This is a genomic window from Olivibacter sp. LS-1 (genome assembly GCF_008245145.1).
Lineage (GTDB): Bacteria > Bacteroidota > Bacteroidia > Sphingobacteriales > Sphingobacteriaceae > Olivibacter > Olivibacter oleidegradans.
This window is the reverse complement of the sequence record NZ_CP041643.1, coordinates 1,146,920-1,167,529: the sequence shown is the minus strand read 5'-3', so window position 1 is coordinate 1,167,529 and position 20,610 is coordinate 1,146,920. Positions and strand designations below refer to the sequence as shown.

General features: G+C 41.3%; 17 protein-coding genes. 1 reads left to right on the top strand and 16 read right to left on the bottom strand.

What is annotated here, in order from left to right:
• Positions 1 to 14: 14 nt before the first annotated feature.
• From FKG96_RS04720 to FKG96_RS04680, 9 genes are all read right to left on the bottom strand, one after another.
• Complete coding sequence (locus FKG96_RS04720) at positions 15 to 1,898, bottom strand: cbb3-type cytochrome c oxidase subunit I (protein WP_013664844.1); 1,884 nt, start codon at positions 1,896 to 1,898, stop codon at positions 15 to 17.
• A gap of 20 nt (positions 1,899 to 1,918) precedes the next feature.
• Complete coding sequence (locus tag FKG96_RS04715; RefSeq protein WP_013664843.1) at positions 1,919 to 3,274, bottom strand: cytochrome c oxidase subunit II; 1,356 nt, start codon at positions 3,272 to 3,274, stop codon at positions 1,919 to 1,921.
• A 50-nt stretch (positions 3,275 to 3,324) separates the two neighbouring features.
• Positions 3,325 to 4,548, bottom strand: coding sequence for a hypothetical protein (locus FKG96_RS04710; protein WP_013664842.1), 1,224 nt, complete (start codon positions 4,546 to 4,548; stop codon positions 3,325 to 3,327).
• A gap of 23 nt (positions 4,549 to 4,571) precedes the next feature.
• Entirely contained in the window at positions 4,572 to 5,177 is a 606-nt protein-coding gene (locus tag FKG96_RS04705; protein ID WP_013664841.1) for a cytochrome c, read from the bottom strand.
• Positions 5,149 to 5,685 (bottom strand): DUF3341 domain-containing protein, encoded by a 537-nt coding sequence (locus tag FKG96_RS04700; protein ID WP_130854490.1) that lies wholly within the window; start codon positions 5,683 to 5,685, stop codon positions 5,149 to 5,151. Before FKG96_RS04700 ends, FKG96_RS04705 begins: the two co-directional genes overlap by 29 nt.
• A gap of 4 nt (positions 5,686 to 5,689) precedes the next feature.
• The gene (nrfD, locus tag FKG96_RS04695) at positions 5,690 to 7,168 is read right to left on the bottom strand and encodes an NrfD/PsrC family molybdoenzyme membrane anchor subunit (protein WP_130854491.1); all 1,479 of its coding nucleotides are present in this window, start codon (positions 7,166 to 7,168) and stop codon (positions 5,690 to 5,692) included.
• A 30-nt stretch (positions 7,169 to 7,198) separates the two neighbouring features.
• Positions 7,199 to 10,222, bottom strand: coding sequence for a TAT-variant-translocated molybdopterin oxidoreductase (locus tag FKG96_RS04690; protein WP_130854492.1), 3,024 nt, complete (start codon positions 10,220 to 10,222; stop codon positions 7,199 to 7,201).
• A gap of 38 nt (positions 10,223 to 10,260) precedes the next feature.
• Positions 10,261 to 11,532 carry a cytochrome c3 family protein gene (locus FKG96_RS04685; protein ID WP_013664837.1) on the bottom strand — a complete coding sequence of 424 codons (1,272 nt, stop codon included), beginning with the start codon at positions 11,530 to 11,532 and terminating at the stop codon, positions 10,261 to 10,263.
• 376 nt (positions 11,533 to 11,908) lie between these two features.
• The gene (locus FKG96_RS04680) at positions 11,909 to 12,889 is read right to left on the bottom strand and encodes a deoxyhypusine synthase family protein (protein ID WP_013664836.1); all 981 of its coding nucleotides are present in this window, start codon (positions 12,887 to 12,889) and stop codon (positions 11,909 to 11,911) included.
• A 135-nt stretch (positions 12,890 to 13,024) separates the two neighbouring features.
• Between FKG96_RS04680 and FKG96_RS04675 the strand changes: the two genes are divergently transcribed.
• The gene (locus FKG96_RS04675; RefSeq protein WP_130854493.1) at positions 13,025 to 13,819 is read left to right on the top strand and encodes a S1/P1 nuclease; all 795 of its coding nucleotides are present in this window, start codon (positions 13,025 to 13,027) and stop codon (positions 13,817 to 13,819) included.
• Between the two features lie 37 nt (positions 13,820 to 13,856).
• Here the strand turns inward: FKG96_RS04675 and FKG96_RS04670 are convergent, their stop codons facing one another.
• The 7 genes from FKG96_RS04670 to FKG96_RS04640 all read right to left on the bottom strand — a co-directional run bounded on the left by FKG96_RS04670 (position 13,857) and on the right by FKG96_RS04640 (position 20,460).
• Positions 13,857 to 14,435 carry a 5-formyltetrahydrofolate cyclo-ligase gene (locus FKG96_RS04670; RefSeq protein ID WP_130854494.1) on the bottom strand — a complete coding sequence of 193 codons (579 nt, stop codon included), beginning with the start codon at positions 14,433 to 14,435 and terminating at the stop codon, positions 13,857 to 13,859.
• Between the two features lie 96 nt (positions 14,436 to 14,531).
• Positions 14,532 to 15,092 carry an elongation factor P gene (efp, locus tag FKG96_RS04665; protein ID WP_013664833.1) on the bottom strand — a complete coding sequence of 187 codons (561 nt, stop codon included), beginning with the start codon at positions 15,090 to 15,092 and terminating at the stop codon, positions 14,532 to 14,534.
• A gap of 81 nt (positions 15,093 to 15,173) precedes the next feature.
• On the bottom strand, positions 15,174 to 15,797 hold the full coding sequence (locus FKG96_RS04660) for an ATP-binding cassette domain-containing protein (RefSeq protein ID WP_130854495.1): 624 nt from the start codon (positions 15,795 to 15,797) through the stop codon (positions 15,174 to 15,176).
• Positions 15,798 to 15,857: 60 nt separating this feature from the next.
• Positions 15,858 to 16,652: an acyl-ACP--UDP-N-acetylglucosamine O-acyltransferase gene (gene lpxA, locus FKG96_RS04655; RefSeq protein ID WP_130854496.1), complete on the bottom strand. Its 795-nt coding sequence runs from the start codon at positions 16,650 to 16,652 to the stop codon at positions 15,858 to 15,860.
• Between the two features lies 1 nt (position 16,653).
• Positions 16,654 to 18,066 carry a bifunctional UDP-3-O-[3-hydroxymyristoyl] N-acetylglucosamine deacetylase/3-hydroxyacyl-ACP dehydratase gene (locus tag FKG96_RS04650; protein WP_013664830.1) on the bottom strand — a complete coding sequence of 471 codons (1,413 nt, stop codon included), beginning with the start codon at positions 18,064 to 18,066 and terminating at the stop codon, positions 16,654 to 16,656.
• Between the two features lie 50 nt (positions 18,067 to 18,116).
• Positions 18,117 to 19,154, bottom strand: coding sequence for a UDP-3-O-(3-hydroxymyristoyl)glucosamine N-acyltransferase (gene lpxD, locus FKG96_RS04645; protein ID WP_013664829.1), 1,038 nt, complete (start codon positions 19,152 to 19,154; stop codon positions 18,117 to 18,119).
• 79 nt (positions 19,155 to 19,233) lie between these two features.
• Positions 19,234 to 20,460, bottom strand: coding sequence for an HD domain-containing protein (locus tag FKG96_RS04640; RefSeq protein ID WP_130854497.1), 1,227 nt, complete (start codon positions 20,458 to 20,460; stop codon positions 19,234 to 19,236).
• Positions 20,461 to 20,610: the final 150 nt, after the last annotated feature.

The window sequence follows — 20,610 nt, the reverse complement described above, 5'->3', positions numbered from 1 at the left end:
TTTATTCAAAACTATTAATGATGTAATTCTCTTTCGACACCATGCTCCTTATCCCACTCGCGTTGAATTTGCTCAGCAACAGCATCCCCTTCAAAATCGTGTGGCAAGTTAGAACTCATCGTTTCTGAGAAAGGAACCGTTTGTGGAATAAAATCATCATCATGTCCCGGTTTACTATAATCGTAAGGCCAACGATAAACTGTTGGGATCTCGCCCGGCCAGTTTCCGTGTAAATGCTCTACCGGTGTTGTCCACTCCAAGGTATTAGATTTCCATGGGTTCTGTGTTGCCTTCTTACCAAACCAAATTGAATAGAAGAAGTTAAACAAGAATGCTACTTGTCCAAACCCAGCGATAATAGCCGCCCATGTTACAAAGACGTTGACCGTCAACCATTCTTGCATGAATGGGAAATTAGTGAACGAATAATAACGGCGGGGAACACCATCTATTCCCATAAAGTGCATCGGGAAAAATACCAAATATGCCCCAATAAACGTCATCCAGAAATGGAGATAACCCAATTTATCGTTCATCATTCGTCCAAACATCTTTGGATACCAATGGTAAACACCACAAAGCATTCCACAAATAGATGCAGAACCCATTACCAAGTGGAAATGCGCGACAACAAAATAGGTATCGTGTAAGTTAATATCTAAGGCGGAGTTACCCAAAAAGATACCAGTCAATCCACCCGATATAAAGAATGAAACCAAACCAATAGCAAATAACATGGCCGGTGTAAATTTGATATTTCCTCTCCATAAGGTCGCTAGGTAGTTAAACGTTTTTACCGCTGATGGTACCGCGATGATTAAGGTAGTAATCATAAATACACCACCTAAGAACGGATTCATTCCGGTAACGAACATATGGTGACCCCATACAATAAATGACAGTACGGTAATACCAATCAGTGAATATACCATCGCATGGTAACCAAATATCGGCTTACGTGAGTTAGTCGCAATTACTTCCGACGTTAAGCCTAAAGCAGGCATTAATACGATATATACCTCAGGGTGGCCTAAGAACCAGAAAAGGTGTTGGAATAAAATAGGACTACCACCCTCATTTGGTAAGATCTGTCCACCTATAATGATATCCGATAAATAGAAACTGGTACCCATACTTCTATCGAAGATCAATAAAACCACGGCTGAAACCAAAACAGGGAACGATAACAAACCAACAATGGCCGTCAAAAACACCGCCCAGATAGTCAAAGGCATTCTCCAAAGGCTCATTCCTTTCGTGCGCATATTCAATACGGTACTGATGTAGTTAATACCCCCCATTACCTGTGAAGCAATAAACAGCACCATACTTGCCAACCAAAGTGTCATCCCTGTTCCTGATCCCGGAATAGCCTGCGGCAAAGCCGATAAAGGAGGATAGATGGTCCATCCGGCACTTGCAGGTCCACTTTCAACAAAGAAGGAGGAAATCATCACTACGCAAGCCGAAAAGAAAAACCAATAGGATAACATATTCATAAACGGCGATGCCATATCCCGCGCTCCCAGCTGCAATGGAATCAGTAAGTTACTAAAAGTACCACTCAAACCAGCAGTTAACACGAAGAAGACCATGATCGTTCCGTGGATAGTGACCAAAGAAAGGAAAAAATCGGGCCTTATCCTACCGCCCTCTGCCCACTTGCCTAGGAAAACTTCCAATATGGGAAAATCCTTTTCAGGCCAGGCTAACTGAATTCTAAATAAGATGGATAAAAACATAGCAAAAAAAGCCATGATGATACCCGTAATTAAAAACTGCTTAGCAATCATCTTATGATCCTGACTAAAAATATATTTCGTCAGAAACGTTTCATGATGATGCCCGTGAGCATCATGGCCATGATCGCCTGCATGTGGAATTGCTATACTTGACATAAGCTCTTATCCTCTATATATTAATAATTTAACGCCAATTGTTTATTATCCTTCGCCTGCCCCTCTTGATTTGCTGTTTGCGAAGCTTTGAATTCTTTCTTCACGTCATCGCTAAAGAAATAAGTTTGCGATGCCAACCACTCTTTGTATTCCGCTTCGGATACGATACGTACCGTCTTCTGCATATTGTAGTGTCCTTGTCCACAGATCTTAGCACAAAGCATTACATAATCAAATTCAGGATTGTTCAACTTTTCGCGCATCTCCTCCGTTGTGAAACGTGGAGTCATTTGGAAATGCGTAGCCATACCCGGTACTGCGTTCATTTGAACTCTGAAATCCGGCATATAGAAACTATGTAGGATGTCTTTAGAGTTTATGGTAAATCTAACAGGTTTACCTACCGGCAATACTATTTCAGATCCCATTATATCATCCCAGGCATTTTTATCATTATAGTCGATCCCCAAGCCGTTCAAAGGGGTTGTCAACTTAATACTTCTTTTACCAATTTTATTATCTCTTCCACCATAACGAACCGTCCAAGCGAATTGCTCGCCCGTAATTTCCACTTGCAGCGCATTTTTAGCTACATCATCCGGTACATTCGTTATACTTCTCCAGGTAAAAAACCCAAACAATACAAGAATTGTCAATACAATGGCCGGAACAATGGTCCATATTTTTTCTATCAGGTTATTATGTGGATAGAAATAAGCTTTGCGCTTTCCACTGCTTTTATATATGAATGAGAATCCAAAGAGTAAGATATGCGTTAGCACAAAGACAATGGTTGTAATCACTGTAGTTGTGATAAACATACTATCAATTTTTGCTCCGTGCTCGGATGCCGCTTCGTGCCAAGCTAGGCTACCGTGGTGTACGTATGACCAATAAGCACCGTACAATCCTACAAAAAGGCTTATTAAGAAAAGAATGCCGTTGAACTTATTCCAGTTCACGCGTTTTCCTTTTCCTTGCATTTCGCGTGTTAATTCGTAAACGTGGATAATCTTACCAACAATACCAACCACGATACACACGAGGAAAAACAACAACACATAATAAAAGAAGTTTTTATATACCTGAGGGTCTATTGACTTTTCTTCTTCTTGTGCTGCTTGTGCAGCGTTGCTGGTTGCACTTGTCCCGGCGGGCGTCTTTGCAGCAACGGCATTACCGGTGGTATCCGCCGCATTTGTCCCGGCTGAATCCGCTTTAGCCTGCAACTCTGAACTTGAAACAGTAGCACTGGTATCGTTCTTGGCGGCAGTACTATCTCCTGACTGAGCAAAAGCTGGACTTTGCAATGATAGCATAACAGCCATTACCAAGCCGAAGATCGTTCTAAAATTGATGTACTTTCTATATCTCATTTCAATATTAACGGTTATTCGTATTTCAATTCGCTTTCTAATCGAAGAAACTAAATTTGATGATGAAGACTTTCTTCCAAAAATGGATGGTTCTTTGGGGCCAGCGGTTGCTTACTCAATTTACCTAAGGTTAAATAGGTAAATAAACCAACGAAACCTAATATCGAACCGATCTCACTTAGACCAAAACCTCTGTGGTTTTCAACCGTTCCGGGCATAATCATGATATAATAATCTAACCAATGTCCAGCTAACAGCAGGATACATACAAAAAGCATGATATTTTCTTTCCTTTTAGCATCACGATCCATCAAAATCAGAACAGGAGCTACAAAGTTAATGATTATTGACAACCAAAACCAAGGTTTGTACTCGGGTTCCCATCTTTTATAGAAATATACCGTTTCTTCCGGTATGTTTGCGTACCAAATCAACATAAACTGTGCAAACCATACGTATGTCCAAAAGATAGAGAAACCGAAGATCAGTTTACCCATGTCGTGTAAATGGTTTTCATTCACCCAAGCTAAGTATCCAGCGCGTTTCAACAAAATAATTATTAAGGTGATCGCACATAAACCACTTACCCACATTGCAGCGAAGTTATACCAACCGAACATCGTTGAGAACCAATGTGCCTCCAAAGACATCACGGTATCGAAAGACCATATAGGTGTTGTAAAACCAAATATCACAAGAAATATTGCAGAAAATTTGAAGCTCTTCTTATAAGAATTCAAACTTCCTTCCAAGTCCTCTCTATAAGATAGTTTAGACAAGGCTGCACCTAAAATGCTGTAGCAGCCTAAAAATATAATCTGTCTGGCAAAAAAACCGGGTACATTTAGAAAAGCAGACTTTCCTGCTACTAAAGCATCGTAGTGAGGACTATTCGGATCCGTTATTCCATCGGCGTGCCAATGATGGTATAGATTATGTGTAAATAAGCCCGCAGCGGTGATTACGATCAAAATAATCGATGCGATCGGTAATACACTGGCAAATGCTTGCGGAATACGTAAAAGGCCTGTTGACCATCCGGCTTGGGATACAAACTGGATAGCTAAGAAACAAGCTCCTGCTGCACACACACAGGTAAAATAATATCCCATTAACAATAAATTGGCGAACATGCGGTGGCTACCGTCCACATAAAAGCCCGCAACAATCGCAATAACACCAATTATTATTGCTGCCAAGCTCCATGTTTTCGCCTTTCCAACGAATTCAAAGCGCTCGTCAAAATTATATGTAGTGTGACTATGAGTTCCCATTTGATATATAACTGTTTATAATACTATTTTTTTTGCAATTCATGAACATACATCACCACTTTCCATCGTTCTTCAGGTGATAATTGTGAAGCATGCGAGCCCATTAGATTTAATCCGTAGGTAATCGTATGGTAGATTTTACCATCGGTCAAATCCTTCATTAATCCTCCACGGGAAGAGTTGCCCGTAGCATATGAAGGTGGCGGTGGAAACTTCTCCATGTTCACAATGGTTCCATCCCCATGCCCTTCAGGCCCATGGCAAGGCGAGCAAAAGGCCTGAAATAAATGAGCCCCTTCCTTTAGGTTCTTTTCGTTTCGTTCCAAAGGATTGTGCACATTTACACTTGCTGCTTCGTAGCCCTCTAACGTATTTGGATAATCAAAACGTTCAAAACCTACGGGAGTAGTTCCCTCCGGTGGAGTCTGAGCCGTTTGCCCATTGGCAAAATTCTTATTGGGTTGGTCTGGATTATATCCTATTGGATCGTACATGTTTCTTGAGAATTCCCATCCTGTACTCCGCGTTGTTTTATCTCCACAAGAAGATACTATCGCCGCGAAAGCTATTGCAAAACATGCGGTTCCAAACAGTCTAGTCTTATTCATAGCTAACATATTTCCTTTCATTGTACAGTACTTCTACCGCACCTGCGTCTTTTAATAAGCTGTCAATTTTTTCGTGATCGGTGTTCGATCTAGCATCAATTGCAATTACAAAGCGATCGTCCGTTGCGCGCAAATCCATTACTCGTGGAGCTCTTCCCGGAAAAAGATGGCTTCTGAAGTAAAATGCAGCCACCATACCCAACGCACAAAACAGGATAGTTAGCTCGAATGTTACGGGAACAAAATCGGGCATTGGCAACGTCGGTTTACCACCGATAATCATAGGCCAGTCTTTATGCAGTGTATAATATAGCAAACTGATACCAGAGATGGTTCCGGTAATACCACATATGAAAGCTACGATTGGCAAACGAGATGGCGGAACACCTAATTTTGCCTCAATACCGTGTATTGGCATGGGTGTATATACATCGTAAATAGAAATGTTACTCTTTTGCAACTTATCTATTCCATCCATCAAATCGTCCGGATGTTCAAAATGTCCTAAAATATATTTTGTGTCGCTCATCTTTTTATTTTGCTAATTCTTTAATTTCCTCTTCGCTGACACTATCATACTTGTCAAGCGATTCTTTGTAGAATTCAACCTGCTCGGATTTCAAGTGACCTTCCTTAACAAGTTTAAGCTTTTGCTGGTGACTAGCGGAATGCAATAATAATTTAACCTCTGCCATTGCTATACCCGGTAATACACGTAAGAACAATAAGAATAAGGTAAAGAATAAACCGATTGATCCAACAAATATACCAACGTCAGTCCAAGTTGGATAGAACATTGCCCAGCTCGAAGGTATATAGTCGCGATGCAGTGAGGTCACGATAATTACAAAACGCTCGAACCACATACCAATATTTACCACGATAGACAATACCCATGAAATCGGAATGCTTGTCCGTATTTTCTTAAACCAGAATAACTGAGGAGAAATTACGTTACAGGTCATCATCGACCAATATGCCCACCAATACGGCCCTGCAACACGATTGGCGAAAGCATACATTTCATATTCTGAACCTGAGTACCAAGCGATAAACAACTCGGTAAGATAAGCAACCCCTACAATAGACCCGGTAACCATGATGATCTTGTTCATTGACTCGATGTGGAACATGGTTATGTAGTTTTCGAAATTCAAAACTTTCCGGGTAATCAAGAGTAAGGTTTGAACCATGGCAAAACCCGAGAAAATCGCACCCGCCACAAAGTAAGGAGGGAAAATGGTTGTATGCCATCCCGGGATAACCGAGGTTGCAAAGTCCATTGATACGATGGTGTGCACTGAAAGTACCAGCGGTGTAGAAATACCGGCTAATATCAATGATACGATTTCAAAGCGTTGCCAAGTCTTCACATTACCCGTCCAGCCGAACGACAAGATCGAATATATTCTTCTTCTTAAGCCAGTAGCGCGGTCGCGAACCGTTGCAATATCCGGTAATAAACCTGTATACCAGAACACTAAGGATACTGTAAAATAGGTAGAGATCGCAAAAGCATCCCATACAAGGGGGGAGTTGAAGTTCACCCATAATGAACCGAATTGGTTCGGTAGCGGGAAAATCCAGTACGCCAACCAAGGACGCCCCATGTGGGCAACGACATAAGTTGCGGCACAGATTACGGCGAAGATTGTCATCGCCTCTGCTGAGCGGTTGATGGAGTTACGCCAGTTTTGACGGAAAAGAAGCAATACCGCAGAAATCAACGTTCCTGCGTGACCGATACCCACCCACCATACGAAGTCGGTAATATCCCATGCCCAGCCTACCGTTTTGTTTAGGCCCCAAGCGCCGATACCCGTCCAAAATGTATAACTTACGCTAAAAACCCATAGTAGCGCACCCAAGGCAGCTACAGTGAAACCAATCCACCAAGCCGCATTTGGTTTATTCTCTACAGGTACGAGAATATCATTCGTTACCTTGGCATAAGTAATATTCTTACCGGTAACTAATGGTTCTCTAAGTATTGATTCGTTATGCGATGACATATTCTTATTTTTTCAGATCAATTAAACCGATTAAGCTTCAAAAGTATTTCTAACTTTAGTCATATAACCAATGTTAGGTTGTACGTTAATTTCTTCCAGTACATAATAAACACGCTCATTTCTCAACGCCTTTGATACCTCTGAATTAGGATCATTGATATCGCCGAAGATAATGGCATTAGCAGAACATGCTGCTGCGCAAGCCGTATTTATATCACCGTCTCTCAACTTACGTTTTTCCAATTTCGCTTTCAATTTTCCACCTTGGATGCGTTGTAAACACATGGTACATTTTTCCATCACACCACGTGATCTAGATGTAACATCCGGGTTCAACACTAATTGAGTGAACTCATTGTTCAGGTAATTATCAAAGCGCGAATCATTCCAATAGTTGAACCAGTTAAAACGACGTACTTTATATGGACAGTTGTTCGCACAGTAACGTGTACCAAAACATCTGTTATAAGCCATATGGTTCAAGCCTTCTGAAGAGTGAACGGTAGCCAATACCGGACACACGGTTTCGCAAGGGGCATGATCGCAATGTTGGCACAGCATGGGTTGGAAAACAACCGATACATTATCCAGATTAGCATTTTCTCTGCTTAGTCTGTCTAATTCCTTTTCCTCTGTTACTTGTTCGCCATCATGCTCGAAGCTATAATAGCGGTCAATTCTTAACCAGTGCATTTCGCGGCGGCGACGTACTTCATCCCGTCCGACAACCGGCACATTGTTTTCCACATTACAAGCCACCACACAGGCACCACATCCCGTACAAGCATTCAGGTCGATCGCCATAACCCATTTATGCCCTGGCGACTCAAACTTATCCCACAAGTCGTAAGTCTTATGCTTTTCGCCATGATTACCACTTCCGTGCGCAGGGTCCTTCACGTAATCTTTAAAAGTAGTTTCCCTAATTACATTGCGTCCTTCAATGGTATGGTGTGTTTGTGTTTGTGCTAATTCATAGGTTCTTGAAACCTTTTCTAACTTAGCGGTTGTATTAAATTGGAGTGTACCATTCACGAACTTAGCAAATGGATACGCATTTTGTCCAACCTCGTTCCCTGCTTTACCAGCCTTCGTTCTACCGTATCCAATAGCAATAGAAACTGTACCTTGAGCTTGTCCCGGTTGCAACAGCACCGGCAGTTCCACTGAATAGCCGTTCTCTCCTGTAACCTTTACTACGCTATTCTCACCAAGCCCTAAGCTCTCTGCAAATTTAGGCGCAATGGCGACGTAGTTGTCCCAAGTCACCTTTGAAATAGGATCCGGTAACTCGTGCAAGTACGCGTTATTTCCCTGTTTACCATCTCTTATGGCCACACTTTGATATAATTGTACTTCCACATCTTTAGCCAAGGCTTTGCTAGCGCTCACTGCAGCCGCAGCAGCTGCGTTTACATCTCCTGCAAAGCTATAAGCTTGTGCGGGTTTGTCGCCTTTATATTCAAAGCCAGCTTGCAGCACATTTTCCCAGGTTGTACCGGTGCCGGCTAGTATATTCTTTTCCCAGTTTTCTTTTACAAAATCATGGTAAGCAAGCGCATTGTCTGACCATATAAGTAAGCTTTGCTCGGCTTGACGGGTATTAAATACCGGATTGATTGTAGGTTGAACGACTGTAAAGTACCCTTCTCTTGCGTTACTATCTCCCCAAGACTCTAAATAGTTATGATTAGGCGCTAAAATATCTACCAATTCCGCCGTTTCATCCTCACGATCAGCAAAAGATACTTTGAGCTTAACTTTGGCTAAAGCGCCTTTGACTTTTTCGCTGTCAAAATAATCGTATGCCGGATTCACATTTAAGAAAAAGGCTACGTCTACTTGACCAGCAGCAGCTTCATTCAAGAAAGTTGTAAAGTCAGAATCATTTCCTTTATACTGATAAGATACATTATCTAAATCGATCGTGCTTCCGTAATTGTTTAAGGCTGCATTGATGGCATTGGCAAGTGTTTGCAAAGCAACGTCATTACTTCCTGCTACCACCACTGATCTGCCTTTTGCATTCAGAAGTTCTTTTGATACAAGACCAACTACCTTTTGTGCCTTTTCATTAGCCGAAAGACCTCCTGCCAAAGAAGCTCCTGTAATTGCGTTATACAATGAGACAAGCACCGCAGCTTCCTCGGAAGGCTTAACCGCAACGCGCGCATCTGCATTTGCGCCAGTCATACTTAATCCACTTTCGAATTGAATATGACGCGACATTTTTTTGTTTTCAAGCGACTTATATCCGCGATTATCGGCATATTGTTGTGTATGCTCTTCTCCCGCTAACCAAGTTCCTAAGAAATCCGCACCCACACTCACGATCACATCCGCCTTATCAAAACGATAGTGAGGAATAGCGGCCTTACCGAAACTTGCTTGATTTGCTTTTATAATACCCGCATAGGACACGGCATCTACCTCAACCAGCTTAGCAGTTGGGTATTTGGCGATGAAACCTGCTATTGCAGCTAATGCTGAAGGGCTATTGATGGAAGACGAGATGATTCGTATTTGTTTACCGGCGCTGTTAGCTGCATTTAAGGCTGCTTTAACTTGTGCGTCAACCGACTCCCAATCCGCTTCATTACCTTTGATCTTCGGTCCTTTCAACTTGGACATATCATAAAGGTCTAAAACGGATGCCTGCGTTGCTGCATCGGTTCCCCGATTTACACCGATTGATTTAGGATTCGGTTCGATCAATATAGGTCTACCCTCTCTCGTTTTAACCAAGATACTCTGACCGTTGTAACTAGACGCGTAATAATTTGGAATACCCGGAGTCACTTCCTCCGGTTTTATTAAATAGGGTATAGATTTATGTACCGGGGTGCTTTGGCAAGCCGCTAGCGAAACTGCTCCCAATCCAAAACCTAACGCTTTCAAAAAGTCGCGACGAGGTGTTTTTGTACTTAAACCGGCCTCGTTTAATACGTTCTCTATAGGAAGGGATTCTGCGAACTCACCTTTGCTGTTTTTTACAAAAGCAGGTGTTTGTTCCAGTTCTTCTAAGCCTTTCCAATATTTCTTGTTGCTATCCATTTAAGCTATATATATTAAAGATGCGTATTCTCAATTTATTAATAATGACATTTACCACATTCAAGGCCACCAAGTGATGCAGCTGTAATCTTGTCGCCCTCTTTTAGTTTCTCATGAGCAGCGATCAGCTGATCGTAGTATGCATTGTCTTTGTGATTAACTTCTGTTTCACGGTGGCAATTCACACACCATTTCATGGTTAAAGGAGAGTATTGATAAACTTCTTCCATGGTCTCAATCGGTCCATGACAACGCTGACATTCGATTCCTGCAACTGAAACGTGTTGCGAGTGATTAAAGTAAGCGAAGTCGGGCAAGTTATGGATTCTAACCCATTGAATTGGACGTTGATTAGGTCCATATTTTTGACCATCCCAATCCAATGCATTGTAGATTTTTTGGATTTCAGGTGAAGTTTCTCCATTATACTTCTCACTGGCTGTAACGTATTTATGGCAGTTCATACAAACGTTCGCAGAAGGAATGGAAGCATTTTTTGATTTAAATGCGCCCGAATGGCAGTATTGGCATTCGATCTGATTAACGCCCGCATGCAATTGGTGAGAGAACTTAATCGGTTGAACCGGTTTATAACCTTGGTGAACACCGACATTCCACAATGTTTTCCAACCTGCCGAACCAAGGAAAGCTACCAAGCCAAGTACAAAGAAGAAAACCAATTTTTTATTCTTAGCTAACTTTTTAAGGGTCCCTAAGTAGTCTTTACCTTCTGTTTCTTCCTCTTCTTCCTCAATAAGCACCTTTTTGTTAAGAATGATTCGTTCCAAGGTTTTGATAACACGGTTCAGCACAACAATCACAATGAACGCGATTACAATTACCGCAATCAATCCGTACAGCATAAAATCACTCACGTCATCGCTCTTGGCAGCTGCAGCATCACCTCCCGCAGTTTTACCATCTCCACCGGCAGGAGCCTGTGAAGCATCGTCGATGTAGGCTAATATGTTTTTGATATTGTCATCGGACAAATCAGGGAAAGGAGTCATCACGACCTTGTTGTGCCCTTCAAAAAGCGCAACCGCTTGTTCGTCTCCCGCAGCAACTAAAGCCTGTGAATTTCTAATCCACTTAATCAACCATTCTTCCTCATGTCTTTTGCTTACATCTTTCAATGCAGGGCCAACCAGATCCTTATCGATGGCGTGACACGAGGTACATTTCTGTTTAAACAGAGACGCCCCTTCTTTAACGTCCTGCGCACGGGCAGACACAGCTGCCATACTTAGTACTGAAACTAAGATCAAGGACTTTACAACACTTCTAAAAAGTAACGAGATGTTTCTCATATTGAGAGCTTTATACTATTTTATATGAATGTAACCTAACAGATTCAAAGATGCACTGGGCATACCTCTTTAAAACCTGAGCACAAAAGTATAACTAATTAAGATATCAGTGACAATTTCGTGACTTTAATTATCAATTTATAATGATTCTAAATTGTTTTAAATCGCCTCTATTTAGTTTTCTAAGCCCTTTTTTAAAGGCCCGCCAAAAATCATCCGAAAAAATACGGGAAGGGAATTTGAAATATTAAAAAAATATTATTACTCTATTTAAGAGGGCGGCTATAAGCTCCGGCCATGGTAGAAATCTAGGTCGTAGTATGACATCCTACGGGCTGAAAAACAAGAAAGGAGCTCAAGAGCTCCTTATAAAATATTACTGTTTTAATATCCAAGCAAAAATTAATGGTGCAACGATAGTGGCATCTGATTCAACAATGAATTTAGGTGTTTCTATGCCTAGCTTTCCCCACGTAATTTTTTCATTGGGTACCGCGCCTGAGTAAGAGCCATAAGATGTAGTTGAATCTGATATCTGACAGAAATAACTCCAGAACGGAATATTCTCCATTTCCATGTCTTGATAAAGCATGGGCACAACACAAATCGGAAAGTCGCCCGCTATACCTCCCCCAATCTGAAAAAAGCCAATGCCTTTACCATCACTATTTTTTACGTACCAATCTGCCAGGTAAGCCATATATTCAATTCCGCTTTTCATGGTGGAAGCTTTCAACTCGCCTTTAATCACATAGGAAGCGAAGATATTTCCCATCGTGCTGTCTTCCCATCCAGGTACCACAATCGGAAGATTCTTTTCTGCGGCAGCCAACATCCACGAGTTCTTTGGATCGATTTCGTAATATTGTTCTAACACACCGCTTTTCAGCATTTTGTACATATACTCGTGCGGAAAATAACGTTCTCCTGCCTGTTCAGCATCCTTCCATATTTTGTGGATATGTTGCTGTAATCTCCTGAAAGCTTCTTCCTCCGGAATACAGGTGTCTGTTACGCGGTTATAGTGATTTTCTAATAGATCCCATTCGTCTTGTGGACTCAAATCTCGGTAATGAGGCACTCTTTTATAATGAGAGTGTGCTACCAGATTCATGATATCTTCTTCTAGGTTAGCCCCGGTACAGCTAATAATGGAAACCTTATCTTGACGGATCATTTCGGCTAGGGAAATTCCCAGTTCGGCCGTACTCATTGCTCCTGCCAACGTAATCATCATTTTGCCCCCCGCATCCAAATGGGCTTCATAGCCTTTGGCAGCATCTACCAACGATGCGGCATTAAAATGCAGGTAATTTTTCTCTATAAATTGTGATATTGGACCTCTTTCAACACTCATGATATATGTGTTTTGTTTTAGTTGACAAAGATAGGATTTTTATGGAGATCAGCGATCGGATATCAACCAATAAAAACGGAAATAAAACAGCAAACGGATTGCTAATGGCTGATGGCTTTTGACTAACTTTGCACTATGAAGAAAGTTGCCATACTCTATGTCATAGTTATCCTGTTTCTTTTTTCTTACCATTCTGCCTTCGCTTGGGGGCTTACCGGTCATCGTGTGGTAGGTGCGCTTGCCGATCAACATTTAAGCAAGCGGGCAAGAAAAAATATTCAGGAAATTCTGGGTAATGAATCTTTAGCAATGGCTGCGAATTGGCCCGACTTTATAAAATCTGACCCAGCTTTCAATTATTTAGGCAGTTGGCATTATGTAAATTTCAAAAGCGGCCTGACTTACGAACAGCTAAGCCAACAACTACATAGCGACACGACCGCTAATGCTTACAACAAGCTCCTTATGTTGATTCAGCAGCTTAAAAATCGACATTCTTTAGATAAAGCCACTCAGGTAATGTACCTTCGTCTTATTATACATATTGTGGGCGACATCCATCAACCGATGCATACGGGCCGCTTTGAAGATCTAGGAGGTAATAAGATCAAACTCTATTGGTTCAATATCCCCACGAATCTCCATCGAATTTGGGATGAGCAATTGATAGATTTTCAGCAGCTAAGTTTTACGGAATATACCCAAGCGATTAATTTCAGCACAAAGGAACAGCGCGCTATGTGGCAGAACAGCTCATTGGAAAACTGGCTGTATGAATCTTACCAGATTAGTGAATCTTTGTATAAAGATGTCCAACCTGAAGAGAAGCTCAGCTATCGCTATAACTTCGATCATATCAACACGCTGAATCAACAACTACTAAAGGGTGGAATCCGACTGGCTAAAATACTTAACGATTTGTTTGGTTAGCACTTAGGTGTTAAGTATTCGCATTTAGCGCTGCCGCCTATTTAGAAAAAACCCATATTTTTTCAGGTGTTACGCAGCTATCCAAAGGAATGTCATGTGCTTCACAATCAATAATCTTATCAACGGGATCAAATAGCGACAAACCAATTTTACGAATATCCGGACGGCATTCGCTTAAAAAGCGATCATAATAGCCCTTGCCATAACCTACCCGGTTCCCCTCCATGTCGAAACTTAGCAAAGGTAAGAGCACAGCATCTATCAATCCTACCGCTACTTGGTTGGTCGATCCTTCGGGCTCTACGATGCCCCACTTGTTTTTCATTAATGCTTGTTCGCCCAACACGTAATGGGTCATTATGTTCTTCTGCAAATCGCTTTTTGGCACCACAATTTTTGTATTGGGATAATTCGCCTTTATATAGTCAATGAGGAGAAATGTATTAGGCTCTCTTTTTTCCAATATAGGCAGAAAGGTATGGAGGTACGCAATTCTGTCCATTGGCAAGGACTGAAAGTTTCTCAGCAAACTTGCATTGAGCTGATGGTACTGCGTATCCGACAATTGATCGCGCATAAACTTAAACCGCAATCTGCTAGCTTGTTTTGTATACATTCCGTCTCTACTATATTAAAAGGCAAATAAAAAACGGCCTTAGAGAAGAGCTCTCAAAGACCGCCTAATCAACCTAAACCTAAAAACTTAATCAAATTATTTCACCCGTTCGATATAATCCCCGGTTCTGGTATCAACCTTAACTTTATCACCTTGGTTGATGAACAAGGGAACACGAATTTCAACGCCCGTTTCCACGGTAGCGCTTTTCAGGGCGTTTGTAGAGGTATCGCCTTTCACAGCAGGTTCCGTATAAGTAATCTCAAGCTCTACCGTAGTAGGTGTTTGAGCCATAATCGGTTCCTCACTTTCAAAGGCCACCAATACATTCATACCCTCTTTCAAGAACCGTGCCGAATCACCAAAAAGCGATTTGGGGATATTATATTGCTCAAAAGAGACATTATCCATTACAACGAAAAAGTCTCCTTCATCATAAAGGTATTGATAATCGTTCGTCTCAACACGCGCAATCTCAACCTCCTCATCGGTACGGAAGCGATACTCCACCAACTTACCCGTTCTAACGTTGCGCATCTTCGCTTGATAAAAAGCACGTAGGTTTCCCGGAGTTCTATGAATATACTCATCTACAGATACCAATTCGCCGTTAAAACGCAATATATTGCCCGTCTTGACATCAGAAGCTTTAGCCATATCTATAAGTTATTATGTAAAAACATTTTTTCGGTGGTGCAAAGGTAACCTTAAAATTTGGATTCCCAAAAATTTAGTCGCCTAGTAGTTTTTATACTGCTCAATATGAATTTGATGCCGACAAAAGCTATATTCATGTTCTTGATTGGAACAAATAATCAGCAATTTGTTCTTGGCGAATCGCTCAATTAGATTAAGATACCAAGCGATCCCCTGTGTATCCAAATTGGATGTGGGTTCATCTAAAAATAAGGTAGGGGTTTGCGAACAGCAAGCCAAGGCCAATTTCGTGCGCTGTCTCATTCCGGACGAAAAGTAGCGTAGTTCTTTGTCCGCAGCGCGTTCGAGATCCAATAATTCAACTAGCAATTGTGCGTTCAGGCCTTCTTCCATTCGTTTAAAAGAAAAGTGAAAATCGATTAATTCACGTAGCGTAAACTCTTCGATCAGCTCTTGGTAGGGCGCCGCTAAAGCACTCGAGGAAAAAAACATATCCGCATCCAGTTTCTGATCTTCATCGAGGTATCGAATGGTGCCTTCGGATGCTGTAAGACTACCGATCAACACCTGAAGTAAGGTCGATTTACCGGACCCGTTAGGGCCTAAAATCGCATAACTATTTCCATGCAAAAAATGGTAATTGACCGATTTAAAAATCCACTCTCGATTGAAACGCCGACCGATATTTTCGAGTATGATATCCAAGTGCTAATCCTCCAGCAGTAAAAACACCATAAGCAGCTTAATGCTGCTTAGGTTAAAATCTTACAGCGCAACCTTTCCTTGGCCAAAGCCTTTCATAATCCCGCGATTAGAGCTTCGCACAAAGTCCAGGATCTCGTCGCGAATCTCCGTCGGTTGGCATTCCGTTTCAATGATATCCAAGGCTTTCGTTAAATTGTTGTTTTTCACAAACATGGTACGATAGATATCTTGGATTTCGTTGATTTGCTCAGATGAAAAGCCCCTGCGCCTTAAGCCGACAGAATTAATCCCCACATAAGAAAGTGGCTCTCTCGCTGCTTTAACAAAGGGCGGAACATCTTTACGAACCAAAGAACCTCCTGCAACAAACGCATGAGACCCAATATGGCAAAACTGATGAACAGCAACCATGCCCGCCAACACCACATAATCGCCAACTGTAATATGCCCCGCTAACGTGCTGCTATTTGAAAAAATACAATTATTACCAACAAAACAATCGTGGGCGATATGACTATATGCTTGGATAAGGCAATTATTTCCAACTACCGTACGCCATCTATCTTTTGTGCCTCTATTAATGGTCACACATTCGCGGATGGTGGTATTATCACCAATTTCAGCGGTAGTGTCTTCACCCGCAAATTTGAGATCCTGCGGGATGCCACTTATTACCGCCCCAGGGAAAATACGACAATTTTTCCCGATACGCGCGCCATCCATGATAACAACATTCGAGCCTATCCATGTTCCTTCGCCTATTTCTACGTTTTTATGAATAGTTACAAAAGGTTCGATCACTACATTTTCCGCGATTTTGGCTTGCGGATGTATATATGCCAATGGTTGGATCATCTTATTGCTCTTTAATTTCTTCTTTTATCTTAACTATCTGTGCCATCAATTCTGCTTCTACCACAATCTTTTCGCCAACCATGCCAACACCTTTCATTTGAGCGATACCTCTTCTTATCGGTTGCAATAAACTACAGTGAAAAATAATGGTATCTCCCGGCTTCACCTGTGCTTTAAACCGAGCGTTCTCAATTTTCAAAAATAAGGTGATATAATTCTCTGGGTCGGGTACGGTATTTAACACCAATATGCCTCCTGTTTGCGCCATGGCCTCAATTTGAAGAACTCCGGGGAATAGCGGCTCATTTGGAAAATGCCCCATGAAAATGTCTTCATTCATTGTCACATTCTTCAAACCCACCACATGAGTTTTTGTAAGTTCCAGAATCTTATCCACCATCAGCATCGGCTGCCTATGGGGTAAAATCTTCATAATCTGCGCCGTATCATAAACGGGGGTCATATTCGGATCGTAAACCCGCACATACTTCTTGTTCTTTTCCCTACTAATCTGCGCTTTGATCTTTTTGGCAAATGCCACATTGGCAGCATGCCCGGGACGTGCAGCCATGATATGTCCCTTCAACGGCCGCCCTACTAAGGCCAAATCGCCAATCATATCCAACAACTTATGCCGTGCCGGCTCATTCTGATGGCGAAGCTTAATATTATTCAGGATACCTTCCCTTGCCACATCGATATCTTCCCGATTAAAGAGTTTCGCTAAATGCTTCAGCTCATCTTTACTCACATCTTTATCGACTACTACAATCGCGTTATTTAAATCACCTCCTTTAATCAGATTATGTTCAAGCAACATTTCTAATTCATGCAAGAAACAAAACGTTCTGGACGAGGCAATTTCCTTTTTAAATTCACTGATGCTAGTAATAGCAGAGTGTTGACTTCCCAATACGGGTGAATTATAATCAATCATACAGGTAAATCGATACCCATCTAAAGGCATCGCAACCATCTCTACTTTTCTATCAGCTTCGGTATAATGTATATTATGAGGTATTTCGTAATATTCCCGATCTGCTTCCTGATCTTTATACCCTGCCTTCTCAATGGCTTCTACGTAAATTAAAGCACTCCCATCCATAATCGGAACTTCAGGGCCATCAATTTCTATCAGCACATTATCAATCTCCATTCCTACTAAGGATGCCAGTAAGTGTTCTACCGTGCTTACGCTTGCGCCATTTTGTGTAATCGTGGTTCCTCTCGAAGTGTCTGAAACGTTATCCACGTCAGCATCGATGATGGGCTGACCTTCTAAATCTATTCGTTTAAATTTATATCCATGATTTACAGGTGCCGGCTTAAAAACTAATGTAGCATGTTTACCAGTGTGGAGGCCAACCCCTGAAATCGTAATTTCTGAATTAAGTGTTCTTTGTTTAACGTTCATCTCTTCCTAATAATTTAAGGCTAGCATACGCTGTCGCTGCTAGTACTCATTTATTCTTCGTCAAGTTTTTTAATTAGTTTTTCAATTTGATCCAAGCGGCGTTCCAAATCCGGTAATCGCTGCAATACTACTTGTGCTCGCATCTGATTCTGGAACTGACTTGCCGGTGTTCCCGCCCATTTCAACCCGGGGGTATCTATAGAACGGTTGATACCGGATTGCGCCTGCACTTGTGTACCATCAGCTATCGTGATATGTCCTACGGCACCTACTTGTCCTCCTAAAACTACATTCTTACCGATTTTTGTACTTCCTGAGATACCTGTTTGAGCAGCTATAACTGAATTTTCTCCAACCTCCACATTATGCGCCAACTGAATTAAATTATCCAGTTTTACACCTTTTCGAATGATTGTATGTCCCATCGTTGCACGATCGATTGTGGAATTAGAGCCGATTTCAACATCATCTTCTATAACAACGTTTCCGATTTGACTTATTTTACGATAGGTACCATCCTCTTGTGGAGCGAAGCCAAAACCATCGCTTCCTATAACAGTGCCTGAATGGATCACCACATTTTTTCCTAAAACACAATCGTGATATATTTTTACACCGGGGAATAAAATACTCCCCGCGCCTATCTTAACATTATCGCCAATGTACACCTGCGGATAAATGCTTACATTATCCTCTAGTACAACATTGTCTCCGATATAAGAAAAAGCCCCTACATATACATCCTCCCCTAGCTTAGCGGAGGGATGGATATAGGAAGGCGTTTCTACTCCCGTTTTATGAAAACGGAATTTATTATATTGCTCTAATAGCAAGGTAATTGCCGTATAGGCATTCTTCACTCGAATAAGCGTGGCACTTATCGGCTCCTCAACCGTTAAGTCATTATTGACAATAACAATGGATGCTTCTGTCGTGTAAAGGTAGTTTTCATATTTAGGGTTAGCTAAAAAAGTAAGCCCCCCTTGGCTAGCTTCTTCGATTTTTTCAACCCTCGATACCACAACATCTTCGTTTCCCTCTATAGAACCATCAATGATTTCGCTAATTTGTTTGGCAGTAAATTGCATCGCGCAAATTTATGTGTTAAATTTTTATGAACAAATTTTAAATTCCTTTGTATATCAATACTTTGCGAACTTCTGACAACTACCGCAATTCTTTTGGGTAAGCAATCATAAATTTCTTGACCTTTTTTGCCAGCACTTCCAAGTTCGATAAATCGGAGGCTGTCGTAATATCTTGGATGGTACCATCCTTCATCAAAATGTTAATATTTCCCTCACCGGCATCGTAAGCACTGTTTTCTACCGACTGCGTGAATACGAAATAATGCACTTCATCCTCCCCAACCTTGAACAGGTTCATAGCTGCGCGACGTAATGCTTCTATTCGTTCCTTGGTAGGCATAAAATTACTTAATTCGACATGATAGAGCCTCCTTGTCATAAATTGCTCACACAACTTAGATAAGACAGTATCCTCATGCTTTACCCCCATTTTCACAGTTGCCAAAATGTCTGTATCATCCAGCATGGTAAAAAATTCGAGATGGGCGCGATCTTGTAAAAAATCCTCCTTTGTGACTCTGTTATCAATAAAATGTTTCAACGCCTCTGTTGCAAATACGTTGTTTCCTTTATCGGTAAGCTCCTTTGCACGCTGTAAGATTTTAATCAACATCTGTTCAGCACTTAATACCGTTTTATGCAGGTATACTTGCCAGTACATTAGTCTACGGGCAATTAAAAACTTCTCAACCGAATAAATTCCCTTTTGTTCAATCACCAAGCCGTTATTAGCAACGTTCAGCATTTTAATAATCCGATCAAAGCTGATCACCCCTTCGGAAACACCGGTAAAAAAGCTGTCTCTGTTGAGATAGTCCATTCGGTCCGTATCAAGCTGACTCGACACTAATTGATGCAAAAATCGCTTTGGATATTTGTCTTTAAAGATATCAATCGCCATAGACAAGCTACCATTGAATTTCCGGTTCATTTCATTCATTATTAACGACGAAATATGCTCATGTGATACTCCCTGTACCAGGGTGTGTTCCAACGAGTGCGAAAATGGTCCATGACCTATGTCATGTAGTAATATGGCTATAATGGCGGCCTCTTCTTCCTCCGCTGTTATATCGATATCTTTACCTTTCAGGGTCTCTAAAGCTAAGCCCATCAAATGCATAGCGCCGAGTGCATGTTGAAAACGCGTATGTAGTGCCCCTGGATAAACTAAATGTGTTAGGCTTACCTGTTTAATATACCGAAGGCGTTGAAAATAACGATGCTGTATCAGATCAAATATCAAATCTGATGGTATGGAAACAAAACCATAAACAGGATCATTAATAATTTTTTTCTTATTCAAAAGCCAAAAAATTTAAGCACAAAGGTGCTATTTTTTAATGAAATGTCCATGATGCAGCTTCTCTTTCTACATCGAAATCAAATCTAAATTGAATTTATTTACGTCGCTGTTAATTTTTGTTAAAAAAGCGGAAAGGCTCCAAACAATTAC

Coding starts and splice junctions, on each gene's coding strand:
- FKG96_RS04705 (WP_013664841.1), bottom strand. CDS start 5,177: ATGAAAGGAAATATGTTAGCTATGAATAAGACTAGACTGTTTGGAACC.
- FKG96_RS04715 (WP_013664843.1), bottom strand. CDS start 3,274: ATGAGATATAGAAAGTACATCAATTTTAGAACGATCTTCGGCTTGGTA.
- FKG96_RS04670 (WP_130854494.1), bottom strand. CDS start 14,435: ATGTATACAAAACAAGCTAGCAGATTGCGGTTTAAGTTTATGCGCGAT.
- FKG96_RS04700 (WP_130854490.1), bottom strand. CDS start 5,685: ATGAGCGACACAAAATATATTTTAGGACATTTTGAACATCCGGACGAT.
- nrfD (WP_130854491.1), bottom strand. CDS start 7,168: ATGTCATCGCATAACGAATCAATACTTAGAGAACCATTAGTTACCGGT.
- FKG96_RS04680 (WP_013664836.1), bottom strand. CDS start 12,889: ATGAGTGTTGAAAGAGGTCCAATATCACAATTTATAGAGAAAAATTAC.
- FKG96_RS04710 (WP_013664842.1), bottom strand. CDS start 4,548: ATGGGAACTCATAGTCACACTACATATAATTTTGACGAGCGCTTTGAA.
- lpxA (WP_130854496.1), bottom strand. CDS start 16,652: ATGATCCAACCATTGGCATATATACATCCGCAAGCCAAAATCGCGGAA.
- FKG96_RS04685 (WP_013664837.1), bottom strand. CDS start 11,532: ATGAGAAACATCTCGTTACTTTTTAGAAGTGTTGTAAAGTCCTTGATC.
- lpxD (WP_013664829.1), bottom strand. CDS start 19,154: ATGCAATTTACTGCCAAACAAATTAGCGAAATCATTGATGGTTCTATA.
- FKG96_RS04690 (WP_130854492.1), bottom strand. CDS start 10,222: ATGGATAGCAACAAGAAATATTGGAAAGGCTTAGAAGAACTGGAACAA.
- efp (WP_013664833.1), bottom strand. CDS start 15,092: ATGGCTAAAGCTTCTGATGTCAAGACGGGCAATATATTGCGTTTTAAC.
- FKG96_RS04720 (WP_013664844.1), bottom strand. CDS start 1,898: ATGTCAAGTATAGCAATTCCACATGCAGGCGATCATGGCCATGATGCT.
- FKG96_RS04650 (WP_013664830.1), bottom strand. CDS start 18,066: ATGAACGTTAAACAAAGAACACTTAATTCAGAAATTACGATTTCAGGG.
- FKG96_RS04675 (WP_130854493.1), top strand. CDS start 13,025: ATGAAGAAAGTTGCCATACTCTATGTCATAGTTATCCTGTTTCTTTTT.